Origin of the sequence: Epilithonimonas caeni DSM 17710, from assembly GCF_000426465.1 — a bacterium.
Taxonomy (GTDB): Bacteria; Bacteroidota; Bacteroidia; order Flavobacteriales; family Weeksellaceae; genus Epilithonimonas; species Epilithonimonas caeni.
Genome location: NZ_AUFK01000013.1, coordinates 205,310 through 224,063 on the forward strand (window position 1 = coordinate 205,310; position 18,754 = coordinate 224,063).

General features: G+C 36.6%; 16 protein-coding genes. 8 read left to right on the forward strand and 8 right to left on the reverse strand.

Features of this window, described 5'->3' with window-relative positions; all coding sequences use genetic code 11:
* Nucleotides 1-23: 23 nt before the first annotated feature.
* Entirely contained in the window at nucleotides 24-1,565 is a 1,542-nt protein-coding gene (locus K319_RS0106465) for a glycine--tRNA ligase (RefSeq protein WP_027382905.1), read from the reverse strand.
* A gap of 213 nt (nucleotides 1,566-1,778) precedes the next feature.
* On the opposite strand from K319_RS0106465, the gene K319_RS0106470 reads away from it, so the two are divergent.
* Nucleotides 1,779-2,480, forward strand: coding sequence for a pseudouridine synthase (locus K319_RS0106470; RefSeq protein ID WP_027382906.1), 702 nt, complete (start codon nucleotides 1,779-1,781; stop codon nucleotides 2,478-2,480).
* Between the two features lie 68 nt (nucleotides 2,481-2,548).
* Here the strand turns inward: K319_RS0106470 and K319_RS0106475 are convergent, their stop codons facing one another.
* Both K319_RS0106475 and K319_RS0106480 read right to left on the reverse strand, forming a co-directional pair.
* Nucleotides 2,549-4,840 (reverse strand): T9SS type A sorting domain-containing protein, encoded by a 2,292-nt coding sequence (locus K319_RS0106475; protein ID WP_027382907.1) that lies wholly within the window; start codon nucleotides 4,838-4,840, stop codon nucleotides 2,549-2,551.
* A gap of 104 nt (nucleotides 4,841-4,944) precedes the next feature.
* Nucleotides 4,945-6,501 carry a tetratricopeptide repeat protein gene (locus tag K319_RS0106480; RefSeq protein WP_169712653.1) on the reverse strand — a complete coding sequence of 519 codons (1,557 nt, stop codon included), beginning with the start codon at nucleotides 6,499-6,501 and terminating at the stop codon, nucleotides 4,945-4,947.
* Between the two features lie 369 nt (nucleotides 6,502-6,870).
* Here K319_RS0106480 and K319_RS0106485 point away from each other — a divergent pair, with 369 nt between their 5' ends.
* Complete coding sequence (locus K319_RS0106485; protein WP_027382909.1) at nucleotides 6,871-7,899, forward strand: quinone-dependent dihydroorotate dehydrogenase; 1,029 nt, start codon at nucleotides 6,871-6,873, stop codon at nucleotides 7,897-7,899.
* Between the two features lie 2 nt (nucleotides 7,900-7,901).
* Nucleotides 7,902-8,129 carry a putative signal transducing protein gene (locus K319_RS19935; protein WP_051230497.1) on the forward strand — a complete coding sequence of 76 codons (228 nt, stop codon included), beginning with the start codon at nucleotides 7,902-7,904 and terminating at the stop codon, nucleotides 8,127-8,129.
* 46 nt (nucleotides 8,130-8,175) lie between these two features.
* Here the strand turns inward: K319_RS19935 and K319_RS0106495 are convergent, their stop codons facing one another.
* The 4 genes from K319_RS0106495 to K319_RS0106510 all read right to left on the reverse strand — a co-directional run bounded on the left by K319_RS0106495 (nucleotide 8,176) and on the right by K319_RS0106510 (nucleotide 12,477).
* On the reverse strand, nucleotides 8,176-10,539 hold the full coding sequence (locus K319_RS0106495; protein ID WP_034671509.1) for a TonB-dependent receptor domain-containing protein: 2,364 nt from the start codon (nucleotides 10,537-10,539) through the stop codon (nucleotides 8,176-8,178).
* 19 nt (nucleotides 10,540-10,558) lie between these two features.
* Nucleotides 10,559-10,951, reverse strand: a complete 393-nt coding sequence (locus K319_RS0106500) for a heavy-metal-associated domain-containing protein (RefSeq protein WP_027382911.1) — start codon at nucleotides 10,949-10,951, stop codon at nucleotides 10,559-10,561.
* 127 nt (nucleotides 10,952-11,078) lie between these two features.
* A complete protein-coding gene (locus K319_RS19940; protein WP_051230499.1) occupies nucleotides 11,079-11,423 on the reverse strand; it encodes a hypothetical protein in 345 nt (114 codons plus the stop codon).
* Between the two features lie 166 nt (nucleotides 11,424-11,589).
* A complete protein-coding gene (locus K319_RS0106510; protein WP_027382912.1) occupies nucleotides 11,590-12,477 on the reverse strand; it encodes a DUF4349 domain-containing protein in 888 nt (295 codons plus the stop codon).
* A gap of 390 nt (nucleotides 12,478-12,867) precedes the next feature.
* Between K319_RS0106510 and K319_RS0106515 the strand changes: the two genes are divergently transcribed.
* Together K319_RS0106515 and msrB are read left to right on the forward strand one after the other, a co-directional pair.
* Nucleotides 12,868-14,226: an acyl-CoA dehydrogenase family protein gene (locus K319_RS0106515; RefSeq protein ID WP_027382913.1), complete on the forward strand. Its 1,359-nt coding sequence runs from the start codon at nucleotides 12,868-12,870 to the stop codon at nucleotides 14,224-14,226.
* A gap of 49 nt (nucleotides 14,227-14,275) precedes the next feature.
* Nucleotides 14,276-14,815, forward strand: coding sequence for a peptide-methionine (R)-S-oxide reductase MsrB (gene msrB / locus K319_RS0106520; RefSeq protein WP_027382914.1), 540 nt, complete (start codon nucleotides 14,276-14,278; stop codon nucleotides 14,813-14,815).
* A gap of 331 nt (nucleotides 14,816-15,146) precedes the next feature.
* Here the strand turns inward: msrB and K319_RS19945 are convergent, their stop codons facing one another.
* Nucleotides 15,147-16,607, reverse strand: a complete 1,461-nt coding sequence (locus K319_RS19945; protein WP_034671511.1) for an ATP-binding protein — start codon at nucleotides 16,605-16,607, stop codon at nucleotides 15,147-15,149.
* A 133-nt stretch (nucleotides 16,608-16,740) separates the two neighbouring features.
* Between K319_RS19945 and K319_RS0106535 the strand changes: the two genes are divergently transcribed.
* The 3 genes from K319_RS0106535 (at nucleotide 16,741) to K319_RS0106545 (ending at nucleotide 18,636) form a co-directional block, all read left to right on the forward strand.
* On the forward strand, nucleotides 16,741-17,490 hold the full coding sequence (locus K319_RS0106535; protein ID WP_027382916.1) for an SDR family NAD(P)-dependent oxidoreductase: 750 nt from the start codon (nucleotides 16,741-16,743) through the stop codon (nucleotides 17,488-17,490).
* A gap of 130 nt (nucleotides 17,491-17,620) precedes the next feature.
* Nucleotides 17,621-18,052, forward strand: a complete 432-nt coding sequence (locus K319_RS0106540) for a nuclear transport factor 2 family protein (protein ID WP_027382917.1) — start codon at nucleotides 17,621-17,623, stop codon at nucleotides 18,050-18,052.
* 20 nt (nucleotides 18,053-18,072) lie between these two features.
* Nucleotides 18,073-18,636, forward strand: a complete 564-nt coding sequence (locus tag K319_RS0106545) for a hypothetical protein (protein ID WP_027382918.1) — start codon at nucleotides 18,073-18,075, stop codon at nucleotides 18,634-18,636.
* The last annotated feature ends 118 nt before the right edge of the window (nucleotides 18,637-18,754 follow it).

Below are 18,754 nucleotides of genomic sequence, written 5' to 3' on the forward strand. Positions count from 1 at the left end.
CACTATATAAAAATAATATTTCCTTAAATCTTAGAAAGCAACGTCCTAAAATTCACCTTCTCATCAATAATTCTTCTCAATTCAGAAACAGGAACTCTTTCCTGCTCCATTGTGTCTCTGTATCTCAAAGTTACAGTATTATCATTCAAAGAATCGTGGTCAACAGTAATACAGAAAGGCGTTCCAATCGCATCCTGTCTTCTGTAACGTTTTCCAATGCTGTCTTTCTCCTCAAAGATCACATTGAAATCAAACTTCAAGTCATTGAAGATCTTATCCGCAAATTCAGGCAATCCATCTTTTTTAACTAATGGAAGAATTGCTGCTTTTACAGGTGCCAAAGCTGGCGGAAGACTCAAAACAGTTCTTTCTGAACCATCTTCCAAAACCTCATCTTTCAGACAATGTGAGAAAATTGCCAGGAACAATCTGTCCAGACCAACTGATGTTTCTACAACGTAAGGCACATAATTCTCATTTCTTTCCGGGTCAAAATACTGGATCTTTCTGCCGGAGAATTTCTCGTGAGCCGAAAGGTCAAAATCCGTTCTGCTGTGGATGCCTTCCAGCTCCTTGAATCCGAATGGAAAATTAAACTCGATATCCGCCGCAGCATTCGCATAATGCGCTAGTTTCTCGTGGTCGTGGAAACGGTAATTTTCTTCTCCTAAACCAAGTGCCAAATGCCAGTTAAGACGTGTTTTTTTCCAGTTTTCATAGAATTCCAATTCAGTTCCTGGAGGTACAAAATATTGCATTTCCATCTGTTCAAATTCTCTCATCCTGAAAATAAACTGTCTCGCAACAATCTCATTTCTAAATGCTTTACCGATCTGAGCAATCCCGAAAGGCAATTTATGTCTGGATGTTTTCTGAACATTCAGATAATTCACAAAAATACCCTGAGCCGTTTCTGGTCTTAGGTAAAGGTCTGTTGCAGAATCCGCAGAAGCCCCTAATTTAGTTCCGAACATCAGGTTGAATTGTCTCACTTCCGTCCAGTTTTTGGAACCTGTATCCGGGTCAGCAATTTCCAATTCCTCGATTAAAGCTTTGACATCCGCAAGATCTTCTTTTTCAAGAGATTTTGCCAATCTGGAAAGAATTGCTTCCCTTTTTGCCCTGTATTCCAAAACTCTTGGATTGGTGGCTACAAACTCAGCTTTGTCAAAAGCGTCACCAAAACGTTTTGCCGCTTTTTCTATTTCTTTATTTTCCTTGTCCTCGATTTTGGCGCAGTAATCTTCCACCAAAACATCCGCACGGAAACGTTTTTTAGAATCTTTGTTGTCAATCAACGGGTCGTTGAACGCATCCACATGCCCGGAAGCTTTCCAGATGGTTGGGTGCATAAAAATGGCAGAGTCTATCCCGACGATATTTTCGTTCAGCTGAACCATCGCTTTCCACCAGTATTGTTTGATGTTATTTTTCAGTTCCGCACCGTTCTGTCCGTAATCGTAGATTGCCGAAAGTCCGTCATAGATCTCGCTGGAAGGAAAAATAAAACCATATTCTTTAGCGTGGGAAACCACTTTTTTGAAAACATCTTCTTGCTTTGCCATAATTTATGTTGAATTGAAGTGCAAAAATAACGATTTTAAGTGATTTCGAATGATTTTTTTTAGGAGCCGGGAACCTTGCTGATAGTTTATCCTGAGCTTGTCGAAGGGCTATATCTTTTCTCTACCTTTCTCCACTCCATTACGTAAGGCAGACAAAAGGATGCCGCTCCAATCAGGGCTAGAAAGTCAGTCGGAAATCTCTATTTTTGCAAAATGTTAGAAATTCTTTATCAAGACAACTATCTTATCGCCATCAACAAACCGAGTGGACTTTTAGTTCATAAGTCAAAATATGCAGGCCCAGCAGACGAATATGCCGTAGAAAAACTGACAAATCAAATTGGAAAAAAAGTTCATCTTGTGCATCGTCTGGACCGGAAAACTTCGGGAGTTTTGTTATTTGCTTTCGATAAAGAAACGCTTAAATTATTGAGTGACCAGTTTATGAACCGTGAAGTGGAGAAAAAATATCTGGCGATTCTACGCGGCTGGACAAAAGAGGAAGAAACGATTGATTACGATCTGACCAATGAAAATGAAATCGTTCAGAATGCCATAACATATTACCGTCGTCTGCAAACTTCCGAAATAGATTTACCATTTTTAAAACATCCAACTTCTCGGTATTCTTTCGTAGAAGCAATTCCCGAAACTGGGAGATTTCATCAACTGAGAAAGCATTTCAAACATGTTTTACATCCCATTTTAGGATGCCGGAAACATGGTTGTAATAAGCAGAATAAGTTGTGGTTGAATACTTTTAATGTTACTGCAATGCCTTTGCATTCTCATCAACTTAATTTTAAACATCCCATCACAAATCAAGATATTTCCATCAATGCGAGTCTGAGTGTGAATCCTGGTTTTTTACAAATAGGAAAAATATTGAATTTTGATTTTGGAAAGTATATTTAGTTCTTGAAGACGTAAAACAAAAAAGCTTCCCATTTCTGAGAAGCCTTTCTGATCATTTTTACTAACTATTACTTTTTGATGATTTTTTTGCTGACAATATTGTTATCAGAAGTTACTACTCTAAGCACATAAACGCCTTTCGGAAGCTGAGAAACGGTCATTTCGCTGTTAGTTGTTTCAATCAGTTTTTTGCCTTCCATACTGTAAAGGGCAACAGATTTAAGGTTCTTGTTATCGATGCGGAGAACGTCTGCAACAGGATTCGGATAAACCAGAACTTTAGCTTTGTCTCCGGAAACTTCTCCGGTTGCCAAAACATCTAATGGGAGATTATAACCCAAAAGCCCCAGATCTGCAGATGCAATGTAGATAAAGGCCTTCTTGTCTGAGAAATCCATTGTTACAGAGTTGGTTTCTGAGTACAAAAGGTCTTTTCTGTCGACACCTTCCCAATTGGCACCATTATCTACAGAATAATAAACATTGAATTGAGTATATTGAGAAGTATAAGTTGTCGCAATAAGAACACCGGGATTGACATCAGAGTAAGCTACTTTATTCGCCACAAATTCTCCAGTCAGACTCCAGGTCGCGCCTTTATCATTGGAAACATAAACTCCGCTGGATGTTCCTAAAGCCAATTGATTAGCGTTTTTAGGATTCTGGACGATATCAAAAACCGCAGCATCTGATGGGAAATCACTTCCCAAAGAAACTGGGGTCCAATCTGTTCCGCCATTCGTTGTTTTATAAACTTCGGAACCAATTAGAATAAAAAACTCATCAGAGATATTATTCGGATGAAGGATTTTGTAAACCGCACCCTGAGCCGGAAGCGGAATGTTGGTCACTACAATATCATTCGGATTGTTGAAGTTGATTTTATCCAATTCGCCCTGGTCCCAATTGTTGAATGTTGCATAGATCTGATTATTAACCTGCGGGTCAGGAATTATATTGGTCAATCCATTTGTAAAAGTTTCAAAAATTGGAGAAAAATCAGCGCCAAAATTATCACTCATCGCCAAAGTAGAACCCAAAAATCCACCTTTGTAAGAATAAACCCTGCCTTCTTTTTTAGAATCCGGGATGTACGCCGGTCCATTATTATTAGTGAAAATATTAAGAGCCTGAATATCAAAAGCATTCTCAGAATTATCGGCCAGATTTCTGTGGACAAAACCATTCTGGACACTATAGAAAAGATGTTTAGAGGTTTCATTTTCAAATAAACTTACTCTTCCGGTAGAACTGAAAAATGGTGTTTGTACCTGTGTGAGCGTTGTTCCGTTATCTGCGGAAAACAATGGTTTGTAATTCGCAGTAATGAACAACTCTCCTGCTTTGAAAGGATTGAAGCTTGCTTTGATCCCGTAATAATAGCTGTCCAAATTATCATAAGGATATTCTACACTTTGCCAGGTTGCACCGCCATCTTTTGTGGAAACGATCTCATCTTCCTCCAAAATAATGATGTGGTTGTTATCCAGTGGGTTATACTTGATATCGATAATATTATTAAGGATTCCGTTGCTTCCCCAGGTGATATCTTTGTCTTCCCAGGTAGTTCCCCCGTCCGTTGAATGATGAAGTTTTTCCGGGGTCATTCCGAAGCTGATCCCTGTTCCGGCATAGATCTCATTAGGGTTATTTGGATTGAATTCCAGAGTGCCGAGAACACTTCCTTCCAATTTTGTTGTGAAGGTATCGCCGCCATCATTGGAAATCATCAACCCACCAACAATACCTTCACTTCCGTTGCCGTTCGCAATGTAAACTTTGTTTTTATCAGCAGGGTTGAAGGCGACATAGCTCGTGATAATATTATGGTTATCATCCACAGAGTAGTAAATTTCTTTCCAGTTTTGCCCACCATCATTGGTTGTATAAACACGGTTGGCGGTTCCTAATCCAAACGGAAACTGAGAACTTACGATCAGGTTGTTTTTATCATCACCAAAGAAATTATAAGCCGAAACATAGGCCCCTTCGGATATATTTGGCATTGAGAATGTTTTCGTGATAGTTTTGGTGGCAATATCAAAAATATGAACTTCGCCAATTCCACCTTTCAACGTAGAAAAGGTAAGAAAAGAACCATCTTTGCTTATGTTCATTTTGGTAATGTTTCCTATTTCTGTTGGAACTGAAAAGAAAACTTCCCAGGAAACGCCATTGTCTTTAGAAACTAAAATATGATTGGTGATCGTGGTGGCGTAAACGGTGTTTTGTTCCGCTGTGCTGTAGGTGACTTCAAAGATCCTTCCGAATTCATTTTTGCCCAAAACCTGGACTTGGGCATTCGTTTTATGGGTAAAAAGTGCGAATAACAATCCCGCAAAAAAAGTAATTTTCTTCATATATCTAATTTTTTATCTAACAAATGTTATGATAAATGTTAGCAATGCAAAAAATTAAAGGGGAAATAGTAGGACGCTCACTCAGAAATAACGTGACATTTTTTCTAAATACTTGTAATGTAAGTATATAGGTCTAGATTTTCATCATCGCCAATCTTCTTCGTGATCCGCTCTTTTCTCTTGCGACAAGCCTCTGGAGTGATGTTAAAAATGGTCGAGATCTCTTTTACCGACAGATTCATATAGACATAGGAAAGGAATCTGATGTCATTGGAATTGAGGTCGGGATGGAGTCGTTTTAATCTGGAAAGGAAACCTTGATTCACTTCTTCAAAATGAACCAGAAAACTTTCCTCTTCGTGCGTTTGTTTCTGAAGGATCTTGAACTGCTTGATGATACTGCTGATATCCACATTGTTCAGATCGTCCGATTCTCTGGATAGCGTATTGATGAGGTCATCGATAAGTTCGATTTTTGTGGAAAGCTGTAAAGCCTTGGTTGTCAGTTTTCTGTTTTTGGCCTCGATCTCATTCTTATATTTTTCTTCTTCCAGCAAAGCCGAAACTTCTTTTTCTTTTAACTGATTTTCAAGGATTTCCTTATTCTTTTTTTCTTTTTCGAGCTCGAGTTTAGCAATCTCTGCATTGTTTTGTTCGATGATTTTCTGTTGTTTATTTTTCAGAATACTATTTCTCAAAGCCCAAAAAATAATTCCAATAATAAAGATGGCAAGCAAAATTCCTTTGATAAAATAAGAACGCTGGGTTGTCAGTTTTCCCTGACTTTCTGCCAGATCTTTCTGAGAATTCTGAAGCTCGAATTTGATCTTACTGTTCTCGAAAAGCTGTCCGTTTTTAATTCTATTCACCGAATCTTTCACCGCCATTATAGAATCTTTGTAAGCAACGGCACGGTCTATGTTGTTCGCTTTTTTGTAAAGCTTACTGAATCTCTCGAAAAGATTTTCCTTAAAATCATAATTCAAATTACTTTTCTCTGCCAATTGCAGATAGTGAAAAGACTTGTCCAAATCATTTTTGTGTTCTGCAATTACAGAAAGATTATATAAAACCTGCGTTTTATGTTCAGAATATTCTACACCATTCAGCTGTGGAAGAAGCTCATTGGCCATTTTCTCCGCTTCATCATACTTTTCCAGATTGACCAAAGTTTCCATATCGGTAGATTTTGCCAAAAGATAATATGGAGAGTTTACAGTCAGTTTCAATGCTTCATCGATATATTTTTTTGCGGTCTTGTAATCACCTTTTTCATTATAAACAATGGTCAGGTTAATGGCGTATAATCCTTTGGAATTGTTGTTGTTAACTTTTCCGGCAAGTTCGTAAGCTTTTGAAAAATAATCTTTGGCCTTATCAATTTTATTATCTCGGGAATAGAGAATCGCAATGTTATTGAGAACGGTCATTTCTGATTTTTCATCCAGATGGGCAACGGCTATTTTGTAAGCATCAAGGTAATTATTGAGCGCTTCGCCATAATCCAATCTCATATAATAATTCGCACCGATGTTGTTCGTGGCAAGGAATTCTTCGCGGTACCATTTATTATCCTGAGCAATTTTTCTTGTTTTGGTAAGGATTTGAAGAGACTTGGTAAAATCCTTTTTGTTCATCGCTTCTATACCTTCAACAATCATTTTTTCACAATCTTTCGGTGTGATTGCAAAAGCTTGAAAAGGCAGAAGCAAAAGGAAAAATATATAAATTAAACTTTTATGAAAAGTAGGTGGGATCATTTAAAATTTCGGATAAAATCTAAGTAAAGATATAAAGATTTTAGTTTATCCTTCTTAAATTCTTATGAATATCAAACACAAAGACACAAAAGCTATTTCATTATAATTGTTTTAAGACACAAAGAAAATCGAAGATTCTTCAAAAACTTAGTGCCCTAAAACGCAATACATTCAAAATTTCCCTTTGCGCCTTTGTGTTTAACTCGTTATTAAGTGTTTTTTTTAATCAATTTTCCTCACAAAAACGTAGATTTGTAAAACTTTTCTCCGATGTACAAAACCCTGATTCGTCCGATTCTTTTCAAATTCGACCCAGAAGAAGTTCACTATTTTACATTTTCTATTCTGAAGAATTTTGGATTTCTTGCCAAATTATTTTTACCAAAACCAATTGAAGATAAACGTCTGGAACGAGAAGTTTTCGGGCTGAAATTCAAAAATCCTGTTGGATTAGCAGCGGGTTTTGATAAAGACGCCAAACTCTTCAATGAGTTGTCTGACCTTGGATTCGGATTCATAGAAATCGGAACTTTGACACCGAAACCACAACCAGGCAATGATAAAAAACGATTATTCCGATTGAAGGAAGATTCTGCAATTATCAACAGAATGGGTTTCAATAATGACGGTGTAGACGAAGCAATTGAACGTCTGAAGAAAAATAGTCTTCGACAGGCTCAGACTGACAAAATTTTAATTGGCGGAAACATCGGGAAAAATAAAATAACGCCAAACGAAGAAGCCGTCAACGATTACAAAATCTGTTTCGAGAAATTATTCCCTTACGTTGATTATTTCGTAGTCAATGTCAGTTCACCGAATACGCCCAATCTCCGTGAACTTCAGGACAAAAAACCTTTGACAGAATTATTATCAACGCTTCAAAACCTCAACCTTGAAAAACCAAAACAAAAACCAATTCTTCTGAAAATTGCGCCGGATTTGACAGATGAACAGCTTTTGGATATTATCGACATTGTCAAAGAAACACAAATTGCTGGTGTGATTGCTACTAATACAACTTTGTCCAGAGAAAATTTAGTTTCAGAAAACAAATCCGAAACAGGTGGATTATCTGGAAAACCTTTGACAAAACGTTCTACGGAAGTCATCAGATTTTTATCGGAGAAAAGTGGAAAAGCGTTTCCAATCATCGGCGTTGGTGGTATCCATTCTGCACAGGATGCTTTGGAAAAACTGGAAGCTGGCGCGAGTCTTGTTCAGCTTTACACAGGATTCATCTACGAAGGTCCGGAATTGATTAATGAAATCAACAAAGCAATTCTCAAACAATTATAAGAATGGAATTAATAACACTCAAAATATTCAATACGGAAATCGAAGCGGAAATGCTCAGAATTTTCTTAGAGTCGAACGGCGTTGAAGCCTTTGTATTTGGAAATATTATGGCAAATACCTTCAATTTGTTTAATAATACAAATGAAGGTGTTCAGCTGAAAGTCTCAGAAAATGATTTCGAAAAAGCGAATAAATTGATGGCTGAATTTTATAATAAAGACCATCAATAAAAAACCTCGTCGCTCGACGAGGTTTTTTATAATTATTTTTAAAGATTTAAAACTTAAAATCCACACCAACATAGAAATTCTGTTTCATGATTGGCGCATAAACCATTCCGCCGTCAAAGTAATTTCCAAACGGATTTCCTGCATCCAGAATCGCCACTTTTTGCTGATAGCCGGTCAAATTCTCTCCACCCAAATAAACTCTGATTTTCTCAGAAAAATTCCTGGAAATCTGAGCATTCAAAGTGGCATAACTTGGCGAATAATCTCCAATTTGGAATTCTGTCGGATTCGATTTTGTATTCGGAAGTCTTTGTTTTCCAACTAAATTCAAAGTCGTGTCAAAGCTCCAAAATCTGCCTTTCTCCGTTTTGTTGGTTGAATAAGCCAGGTTCGCAAATCCGCGATGTTTTGCCATAAAAGGCACTTTTTTCAATCCGCTCAAGTAATCCAAAGCGACATCATAATATTTGTAAGCCAATCTAAAATCTAAGTTTTTAAACGGCTGAAAATCCCATTGTGTCTGGAAACTGTTCGCAAAAGATTTTCCTTCAAGATTGTAAAACAAAATTTTCTGAGCAGATTCATCCAAATCTGTCACCACCTGATTCTGGAAATCCGTTCTGAAAAAATCAGCCAAAACGGTTGATTTTCTTCCAAACAATTTGAATTCCTGTTGTAGGCTCACTCCATAATTCCACGCAATTTCCGGCTTCAAACCATAGATTTCGCCACCATTATTGATGATTTGGATTTGTCGGTTGGATGCAAAATAGGACTGACTTTCTGCAAAGATATTCGCTGTTCGGAAACCTCTTCCTGCTGAAATTCTGAAAATGGTTTTCGGTGTCAAATCATATTTGAAGTTCATTCTTGGTGTAAACTGCGTTCCTGCAAGATTGTGAAAATCAACACGCGCACCGGTTACCAAAGTGAATTTTTCGCCGGTCAAAGTATATTCTGCGAACAATCCGGGAACGGTTTCGGTTCTTTTGTAGACTTCGAGAGCCTCGGTCTGACCAAAGCCATAATCTTCATCGTACTTGTCATAAAGAAAACTTGCTCCAACTTTATATTTGTTGTTCGTGTTTCCAATAATGCTTTCGAAAATCAAATTAGAATAGTAAGAAGTTTCTTTTCCAAAATAATTCCTCAATCCGAAAAAGCTATCTTGTTGATGATACGTCAATTGATTCATCCAGCCGAGACTTTGGTAAGGTTTCCCTTTGAAAACATAACCCGTTTTGTTCCAAACCTGGAATCTCGAAATATCAATCCCAACACCATAAAGCGATTGGTCTTTCTGAGAAATCCTTTTATTGTATCCGATTTGTCCGGCTGTTCTCTCATCTTTCAGATAATTAATTCCGAAATGCGAAGCAAAACCAGAGTTGTCCAAGTCATTGTAATTCAATAGATAAGCAACATTTAACTGACTGCCTTTTGGCCGGTCAAGAAAACCGTCATCATTCATATCCGTATCGCCAAACGTTCCGTTGCCGTGTAACAAAACACTTTGAGTCCATTTTTCTGAAATTGGAGAAGTACTCGTCACATTCGCTTCAACTCGTCCGTTGTTATCAGAAAACAAATTGATTTCCGTTTCAGCTTTTTTAGCATCATCTTTCGTTTTCAAAAGTTCCGTATTGATTTGTCCTGTGATACTTTCGTAGCCGTTCACAACCGTACTTCCGCCTTTGGTCAACTGGATTCCGCCAATCCATTTTCCAGGAATGAAATTCAGTCCATAAGGCGAAGCCAATCCACGGATTTCCGGCAGTTGTTCTTTGGTAAGAAGCGTATATTTCTGGTCTAGTCCGAGCATTTTCAGTTGCTTGGTTCCTGTAACCGCATTACTGAATGAAACGTCCACAGTCGCATTGGTTTCAAAACTTTCGGAGAGGTTGCAGCATGCGGCTTTCAACAATTCTTTGGAGCTGATATTGAAAATTAATCCTGCTTCTTTTTTGCTGATAGCTGTTGCTTCTTTTTCCCTCGTCAGTTTTACACCTTCAATCTGATTCGTTTTCGCATCAGAATCTGAGTGATGTTCAAGTGTGTCATTCGGTTTTTCAAAATCAGAACCTCTCGTGTAGAGACAGCAAGCAGGCAGATTTTTATAAGCTTCTTCAGGTGCTTTGAATTTCTCATTATCGTGACCAACTTCAGCGATCTGTTTCAGTATATCGTCACATTTGACTTTCGATTCGTCAAGCGTCATTGTCAAAGTCTGATTACCGGCTGTCCAGTTGGCGGTTGTTGCGCCAGCTTTCAAGGCTGCTTTTTCTATTCTTGCTTTACATTGTCCGCAATTTCCTTTTACCAAAAATTGTTCTGTAACGGTTTGTGCAAAAGACAATACGGAACAAACGAGCAGCACAGAAAACATAAGTTTTCTACTTAAATAATTCATCGTCAAAAATTTAAATTAATTACTTAAGTTCGCAGACTTGTTTTGTATCGGCATTTTTCGCCATTTTTTTGCTGTTGTCAGGACGGTCGTATTGGCAGCAGGCATCCAAATCGTCATAGACTTTGTCAGAAGCACGGAACATTTCGTTGTCGTGACCAACTTCTGCAACGTTTTTCAAGACCGCTTTTTTGTCGGTTTTGGAAGCGTCATAACTTACGGTCAGGACTTTTTTGCTCATACTCCAGTCGGCTGACTTTACGTTTTTGTCAGACTTAGCAGCCGTTTCGATGCGTTCTTTGCACATTCCGCAGTTGCCTTCTACTCTGGCTTTGAAGGATTTGGTTTGAGCAGAAAAATTGGAGAATAAAAATATGGAAAGGAATAAAATTCCTGATTTTATGATTGTATTCATTTTGATTAATTTTAATTGTTTTGTAATAAAGACTCTTCGACTTCGCTCAGAGTGACATTTCTAATACTAACTGTTTATTCTTCAAACTCGTCAGGCTGAGCCTGTCGAAGCCATTTAAATAAAAAAATTAACCAAGTTTAGGCGGTTGCCAGATATTAAAAGACCTTGCTAAAGGCGATTGTGAATAGTAAGAAAATGGATTGTGTATTTTGAAAATCGGTTTTTTCAATTTGTTGTCGAAATTATTCAGAACAACAGAAAAAACGAATCCCGAACTGCAGGTTTTGCAAGTGGTACAATTGTCTTTGCAGTCTTTCTCTTTCTTGGAATCGTGATGACAGGAATCTGATTTTTTCTCTTCTTTTTTGCAACAGTCTGAGTTTTCTTTCTGAGCCTCGCAACAAGAACTTTGAGCCAACTGAACATTAAAATTCTGCTTCGGAAATACAAAAATTCCCAAACAGAAAATCATTAATATCAATTGAAACTTTCTCAACATCGTTTTGCAAAATTATGAAATAAAAATTATCCAAACGCAAAGGCGCAATTAATTTCTCTAAACACTGATAGAAGTCGCAAATTAAACTTTGCGACTTTTAAACGCCCGAGATAATTTTTCTTGCGCCTTTGCGGTAAATCTATTTTTCGGTCTTAACATCCATTTTTCTTCTTCTCAAAAAGTAAAATACCAAACCTCCAATCAGGACAATCGGCCAGACAGAAATCAGGAAAACAAATAATTGCTGAACCAGATAAAATCCTTCCACAAAAGCATTTTTCACATCATACAGAAAATTGTACTTATATTCATTATCAATGTTTTTGGTATTGATGATCGGGATTTTCGCAACACTCGTTTTAGGCTCTTTGATGAAAATATCAACTGTTGAGAATTTCAAATTATCGGAAAGAATTTCGTCAGAATATTTCTGTAGGTTAGCTTCGGACATATTGTTATCATCGAGATTCACTTTATCTTTTCCGGCTTTCAGTTGAGAAATGTTGGACTTGGTTTTAGCTTGTCTTTCAGATTCCAGTTTTGCCAATCGGATTCCGGCAGAAACATCTTCTGCGGAAATGATTCTGGAATTGAGGAACACTTTTTTATCATTAATAAAATCCAAAAATTCTCCCAATTTCTGAGTCGGAACTCTTACCTGCATCCTGTTCTGATTCTGGAATTTTCTAATCAATATCGCCGATTCATCCGACGTGTTGTAAGTATTTTCCGACAAAGTCTGCGCCTCCATTCTGCTCTTGGTCACAAATCCGCCAATGGTCTGCAACTGCTTCTCAATAGAGATTGTCGCATCATAAACATCCTTTACTTCCATATCCACTTCCGCTGTTCTCACAAATTGTCGGTCTTTCACATTTTGCGTCGCAGCCATAGAAATACTGTCCGAAACGGATGCGCTGTCAACAACATAATCTGCAGATGCATAAGCAGATTCTACCATTTCGCTTTTTTTACAAGCAAACAAAGTCAAAGCAAGTAAACTGATTGATAAAAATTTAGTTTTCATAATGAGATTATTTTAGATATTAATTATTGATATTGATTTGACTTCGTCGAACCACTTCGTTAGGTTTGGGCAGCTTAATCTGCCTGTAGTTTATCCTGAGCTTGTCGAAGGGTTCCCTCGCAATGACGAGCTCTACTCAAGTCGGGCTGCGGGTTTCGGCGTTCCAAATTCCGTTCAGACATTTAATCGAAACGGCCTATTCCAAAATTGATAATTAGGATGAAAGCTATTTTGCAAATCAATCCGAAACTATTTGTAAACTAAGATTGTGTTTTAACTATCTGATTTTTAATTTTTTGTAAAACTATTTTTCAAAGAAAAAATTGAAGTTCCAATATTTGTAAAAGCTTTTTAGGAATATTAATTGCATTCTACAAGAAAACAGAATTTATGAACAGCACTATTTCCAAAATCAAAGGAATTTTTAACCTCCTGAAACATATCGATATAGACCAAATCGCAAAAATTTCCCAAAAAGTTGACCTTCCAAAACTGATGGATCAATTCTCAAAACTCGATGAAAATCAAATCAAAGGTCTGACGAAAATGCTTGATTCTTCCGGAAAGAAAAAAGAATTACCGCCCATCAACGGCGATTTTTATGAGCTGCATATGAAACTGACGGATGAGCAAAGAGCAATCCAGTTAAAAGTCCGTGAGTTTATGGAAAAAGAAGCCAAACCGTTGGTCAACAGATATTGGCTGACAGACGATTTCCCACACGAACTGATTCCCAAATTCAAAAAACTGAATCTTTGTGGAGTGACTTACGAAGGTTACGGCTGCCCGAATTTACCATTTCTAATGGAAGGCGTTATTGCAATGGAAATTGCCAGAGTTGATGCATCGTTGGCAACGTTTTTCGGTGTTCAGTCCGGATTATCAATGGGTTCGATTTATATGTGTGGTTCCGAAGAACAGAAACAAAAATACCTTCCGGGAATGCAGCAATTCGATTTGATTGGTGCATTTGGATTGACAGAACCGGAAGTTGGTTCGGGCGCAGCTGGCGGATTAACGACGACTTGCAAAAAAGTAGAAGGTGGCTGGATTCTGAATGGACAGAAAAAATGGATTGGAAATGCCACTTTTGCGGATGTGATTATCATTTGGGCAAGAGACTTAGAGGACAATCAGGTTAAAGGTTTTATTGTTGAAAAAGATACACCAGGATTTGAAGTTGAAAAAATCAAAGGAAAAATGGCTCTCCGAATTGTCCAAAACGGATTGATTACAATGAAAGATTGTTTCGTTGCGGATTCTCAGAAAATGGAACACGCCAACAGTTTCAAAGACACCGCAAAAGTCCTTCAAATGACCAGAGCCGGCGTGGCGTGGATGGCGACCGGATGTGCAAGAGGTGCTTACGAAAGTGCTCTGGATTATACCAGGAAACGCAAACAATTTGGAAAACCGATTGCGTCATTTCAACTAGTTCAGGGACATTTGGTAGAAATGTTATCGAATCTGACCGCGATGCAAACTTTAGTTTTCAGATTGTCCGAGATGCAGGATGCCGGTATTTTGAAAGATGAACATGCGTCTTTGGCAAAAGTTTTCTGCAGCCTGAGAACCCGTGATGTTGTGGCGCAGGCAAGGGAAGTAATGGGCGGAAACGGAATCCTCTTGGAACACGACGTTGCCCGCTTCGTTGCCGATGCAGAGGCAATCTATTCTTACGAAGGAACCAAGGAAATCAACTCATTGATTGTGGGGCGTTCGATTACAGGGATGAGTGCGTTTGTTTAACTATCTTATGATAATGGAATCTTATATTAGATTTAGTAAATTTACATCAATGAAAAACATATTTTTTTTAATATTAATCAATTTATTTTTGCAGCAATGTGCGCAGAAAAAAATTGATTTAACCAAACCCCAACAACAAACAAAAATGGAAGATAATACACACGCCAACAATCCTTATTACTCAAGAACCGACAAAACCAAACTGAATGTTTCCAACGAAGAATGGAAAAAAATCCTTCCGCCGGAAGTTTATGCCATTGCAAGAGAAGCCAATACAGAATATCCCTTCACCGGAAAGTATAATGATTTTGATGAAGTAGGAGAATATTATTGTGCGGTTTGTGGAAATCATTTGTTTCGTTCAAGCTCCAAATTTGCGAGCACTTGCGGATGGCCGAGTTTTTTTGAAGCGGATAAAGACGGTGTGATTTACAAACGGGATTCTTCTCACGGGATGGAACGTATCGAGGTTCTTTGCAAACGTTGCGAATCACATTTGGGACACGTTTTCAATGATGGTCCGCCGCCAACCGGAACCAGATATTGTATGAATTCCGTTAGTCTGGATTTTGAGAGAGATAAAAAATAGTTTTATCGCAAAGGAGAAAGGAAGATTATAAGTCGCAAAGTTTCAATTTGCGACTTATATATTTTTTTAATAAGATACATTTCTCTTAAACATAATCCAAAAAATAGTGAGTTTTTCTTTGTGTATTTTTCTAATGAAGCAAAAAGGCTTTGATTTACAGGTGTTTATGTTGTTTGTCGGTTTTCTAATGAAGCAAAAACTTAATAGAGAAAATGGATATATTATAATTTTATTTTATGAATTAAGAAATGTATGTTTTCTAATGAAGCAAAAAGGCTTTGATTTACAGGTGTTTATGTTATTTGTCGGTTTTCTAATGAAGCAAAAAACATTATGCCCAATAAGGTACATATTCAACAAATTTTGTTGAACTATTTTCTGGGTCTTTAGGTTTTATTTTGCCCTTTTCTAAAGTGTTTTTAATAACTAATGATATTTGCGACCTTTGTCTTTCACTCATTTGGAACCTTTCTCGCAAAGAAGCATTATTCATACTGCCACTACTTAGATACTGAATAACTGCGTGCTGATAACAAGCTTCAATCCTTTCTGTTTCTGAAAGTTTTGCAAATGGTTTTGGAGTATAAAGTGTTACCTTAAAAGCATTTTCTAATTCTTCCAATTTTAAAGGAGGCAATCCATAAAGTTCAATACTTGCAATAGTCTTTGTAAAACCCGAACCTCTTTCTTCGCATATTCCAAATCTCCTAAAGGATGAAGCTAATACTTCATTTCTACTTTCAGGGGTTGTGCCAATAATCCTTTCAAGTTGTTTTGTAGGCAAAAGTTTTCCTGGATTAGTAATAGTAATTCTATCATCAAAAATTTCGATTAGAGGACCAGTACCCTTAATAGTAAAATCTTGATGGATTAATGCATTTGCAAACAATTCTCTCAAAGCAATTTCTGGGAAAACAGTTTCTTCCATACGCAAAGCCGATTTAATTATTTCACTTGACGGCAACATTTGTTTGACAAATTGAATTAATCCCTCAAATCCAATTGCGTAACCTTTTGAACCAGGATATTCACGGATGGTCTCGGCTTTATTTAAACCTCTATATCTGATTACGCGAATTGATTTTCTTGACAAACCATCAAACTCCTTGAGACTATTCGCACAAGCTAATGCACCAAAATTTGTAATATAAAATCCATTGTTTTCTTCGTTCACAATTTTTTCATTTTTTAGAATATAGAAAATTTCTGAAAGGTTTGAAGGTAAAGGCTTTTTTAATAAATGAAAAAGCTCTTTGTAATCTAAAAGTGTTAATACCTGTTCTTGAGAAAGCAATTTTGTACTATGAAGTTCCTCAAAATTTGGAGTTTTACTATTTAAGAGCAAACCTCCTATTTCTTGTCTTGATGCTCTTCTTGTAGTTCCTCCAGACCTAATAAAAGAATCTTCAATAGTTTTATTTTTTAAATGAACTGGTTTTATCGAACTTTCTTTTATGTATATAATTAATATATGTTTTTCATTATAATATTCAATACAATGGTCAATTGGCACATTGGGTTCCAAACTATCTCTTCCAATTGAACTAAGTTTATCAACAATTTCAATAGATTTATCCCTATCGATGCCAAGAGTATTACCTGTCACATCGTCAATTCCAAAAATTATAAAGCCTCCTCCTGGATTATTTGCGAATGCAGATAAATGTTGTGCTAATTTATCATTCTTAGGAGACAAGTTTTCTTTCCAATCCAATTCATTGATTTCGAGTGGAATTTTACCCAGGCAATGGTCTAATAATGCGAAAGCTCTAGTCGCCCAATTCTTTATCATATGCTGACATTTTGTAAAAACAACAAAAAATTTAGAATCAAAAATAGTGTTTTAATATGTAATGAGAAAGTCTATTTTTAGTATTAAATAAGTAAATATACTCTAATTTTGTATCACTAAATCTAGTTTAAAATTGAAAACAATATTCATCACCGGAGCAACTTCCGGAATAGGGAAAGCGACTGCCATTCTTTTTGCCAATCAAAAAAATAGATTGATTCTTTGCGGAAGAAATAAAACTGTTCTCGAAGAACTCCAAACTGAATTATCAAAAGAAACTGATGTTTTTACCTTAAGTTTCGATGTCAGAAATTCTGATGAAGTTTTTTCTGCCATTAATTCACTTCCGGAAAGCTGGAAAAACATTGATGTCTTGATCAATAATGCCGGAAATGCTCACGGACTAGACCCGATTTCTGACGGAAATATAGATGACTGGAACTCAATGATGGATGGCAACGTAAAAGGATTGCTGTATGTTTCTCAACCAATCATTAAATTGATGAAAGAAAAACAGAACGGACAGATCATCAATATCAGTTCCGTTGCGGCTAGACAAACTTATGCTAATGGTGTGGTTTACTGCGCTTCCAAAAAAGCCGTTGATGTGATTTCCGAAGGAATGAGAATAGAGCTGACAGAATTCGGAATTCGTGTTACGAACATACAACCGGGTGCTGTAGAAACTGATTTCTCGAAAGTGAGGTTCAAAGGTGATTCTGAAAGAGCTTCAACTGTTTACGCTGGTTATGAAGCTTTGAAAGCAGAAGATATTGCCGATGCGATTGCTTACTGCATCAATGTTCCGGAAAGAATTTCGGTTTCTGATATGACCATTTATCCAAAAGCGCAGGCTGAACCAAGAACGATTTACAGAAAATAAAACATATTTCGTTTTTATTAAAAATTTAAAATATCTTTAGTTTTATGACAATAATCAATCCCGACCTGTTCGGGATTTTTCAATTTTAAGGCGTATTTTTGTATAAATAATATTTCGCAATTGTTATAAAATGAAACTACTGCAAATTCTTTTTTATTTCTGTTTTGTTCTGGGATTTTCACAGAAATATTCCAAGACAGAAAAAGCATTATTGATACAGGTTGTAAAGTTGGATTCGTTGATGCAAAATAACAATTCCAAGATATTAGAATTATTTTCAGATGATATTTCTTTTGGGCATTCCAATGGCTGGGTTCAGAATTATGCAGATTTCAAAAAAGATTTCGAATCTGGAAAAGTGAAGTATGAATCCGTAAAACAAACTGAACTGAAGGAATTTAAAATCAAAAATAAATACGCCAGCATCAGAAGAATCATTACGGTAAAAGGACTTTATAAAAATGATGAATTCGAAATGAAGCTTTCCGTTCTCGAATTCTGGATTCGGCAAAAAGGAATTTGGAAGTTGTGGAGCCGGCAAGCTGTGACACCAAAATTGTAACCCATCAAAAAACAAAACATATGGAACGCTTTTTTCTCAGATCAAAACATTGGAACGTTTTTCTATTGTTTTTTATAACTTTTATTGTAGTTATCGGCCTTTTTTATCTTGCATTGACCTATTCACAAGACACGATTTATACGGGATTTGCGATGGCAATAGGATGCGCGGGGTCTTTAAGCCTGTTATTAAGCTGGTATTACTTCCTGAATCACGGGATGAATCAAAAAATACAAGACAACAACCTGAAATCTTCGTCTAACGGAATCTGGTTTTTCATAATTTTCCCTGTAGTGTATATGTTTTTGGCTTTTCTTGTTTTTCCGACAGGATTTGTTTTGACAACCACCGAACATAACTTCCATATCTGGTGGATAGCTCTGATTTTCCCGATACATTTATTTGCTGTTTTTAGTTTTTTCTATGTTGTTTATATCACCGCAAAATCAATCAAAATGGCGGAATTGCAAAAGGATGCAATGTTTGTAGACTTTGCTGGGGAGTTTTTTCTTCTTTGGTTCTTCCCGATTGGAATTTGGTTTTTGCAACCAAAGATCAATAGAATAATAGAGAAAAAAAATTAGAAATGTAAAACATTTTATTGAAAAGAACTCTGGAGAAAGAGAATGTCACAATGTAATTAAAATTAAAACATAATTTTATATAAAACATAATTTTTTTTTGTTATATTTTTGCGTCAAT

What these genes read in the sequence shown, in the direction of transcription:
- K319_RS0106515 (WP_027382913.1), top strand. Translation starts at nt 12,868, where the DNA reads ATGAACAGCACTATTTCCAAAATCAAAGGAATTTTTAACCTCCTGAAA.
- K319_RS0106500 (WP_027382911.1), bottom strand. Translation starts at nt 10,951, where the DNA reads ATGAATACAATCATAAAATCAGGAATTTTATTCCTTTCCATATTTTTA.
- K319_RS0106540 (WP_027382917.1), top strand. Translation starts at nt 17,621, where the DNA reads ATGAAACTACTGCAAATTCTTTTTTATTTCTGTTTTGTTCTGGGATTT.
- K319_RS19940 (WP_051230499.1), bottom strand. Translation starts at nt 11,423, where the DNA reads ATGATTTTCTGTTTGGGAATTTTTGTATTTCCGAAGCAGAATTTTAAT.
- K319_RS0106480 (WP_169712653.1), bottom strand. Translation starts at nt 6,501, where the DNA reads ATGATTGTTGAAGGTATAGAAGCGATGAACAAAAAGGATTTTACCAAG.
- K319_RS0106465 (WP_027382905.1), bottom strand. Translation starts at nt 1,565, where the DNA reads ATGGCAAAGCAAGAAGATGTTTTCAAAAAAGTGGTTTCCCACGCTAAA.
- K319_RS19945 (WP_034671511.1), bottom strand. Translation starts at nt 16,607, where the DNA reads ATGATAAAGAATTGGGCGACTAGAGCTTTCGCATTATTAGACCATTGC.
- K319_RS0106510 (WP_027382912.1), bottom strand. Translation starts at nt 12,477, where the DNA reads ATGAAAACTAAATTTTTATCAATCAGTTTACTTGCTTTGACTTTGTTT.
- K319_RS19935 (WP_051230497.1), top strand. Translation starts at nt 7,902, where the DNA reads ATGGAATTAATAACACTCAAAATATTCAATACGGAAATCGAAGCGGAA.
- K319_RS0106470 (WP_027382906.1), top strand. Translation starts at nt 1,779, where the DNA reads ATGTTAGAAATTCTTTATCAAGACAACTATCTTATCGCCATCAACAAA.
- K319_RS0106545 (WP_027382918.1), top strand. Translation starts at nt 18,073, where the DNA reads ATGGAACGCTTTTTTCTCAGATCAAAACATTGGAACGTTTTTCTATTG.
- K319_RS0106475 (WP_027382907.1), bottom strand. Translation starts at nt 4,840, where the DNA reads ATGAAGAAAATTACTTTTTTTGCGGGATTGTTATTCGCACTTTTTACC.
- K319_RS0106485 (WP_027382909.1), top strand. Translation starts at nt 6,871, where the DNA reads ATGTACAAAACCCTGATTCGTCCGATTCTTTTCAAATTCGACCCAGAA.
- K319_RS0106495 (WP_034671509.1), bottom strand. Translation starts at nt 10,539, where the DNA reads ATGAATTATTTAAGTAGAAAACTTATGTTTTCTGTGCTGCTCGTTTGT.
- msrB (WP_027382914.1), top strand. Translation starts at nt 14,276, where the DNA reads ATGAAAAACATATTTTTTTTAATATTAATCAATTTATTTTTGCAGCAA.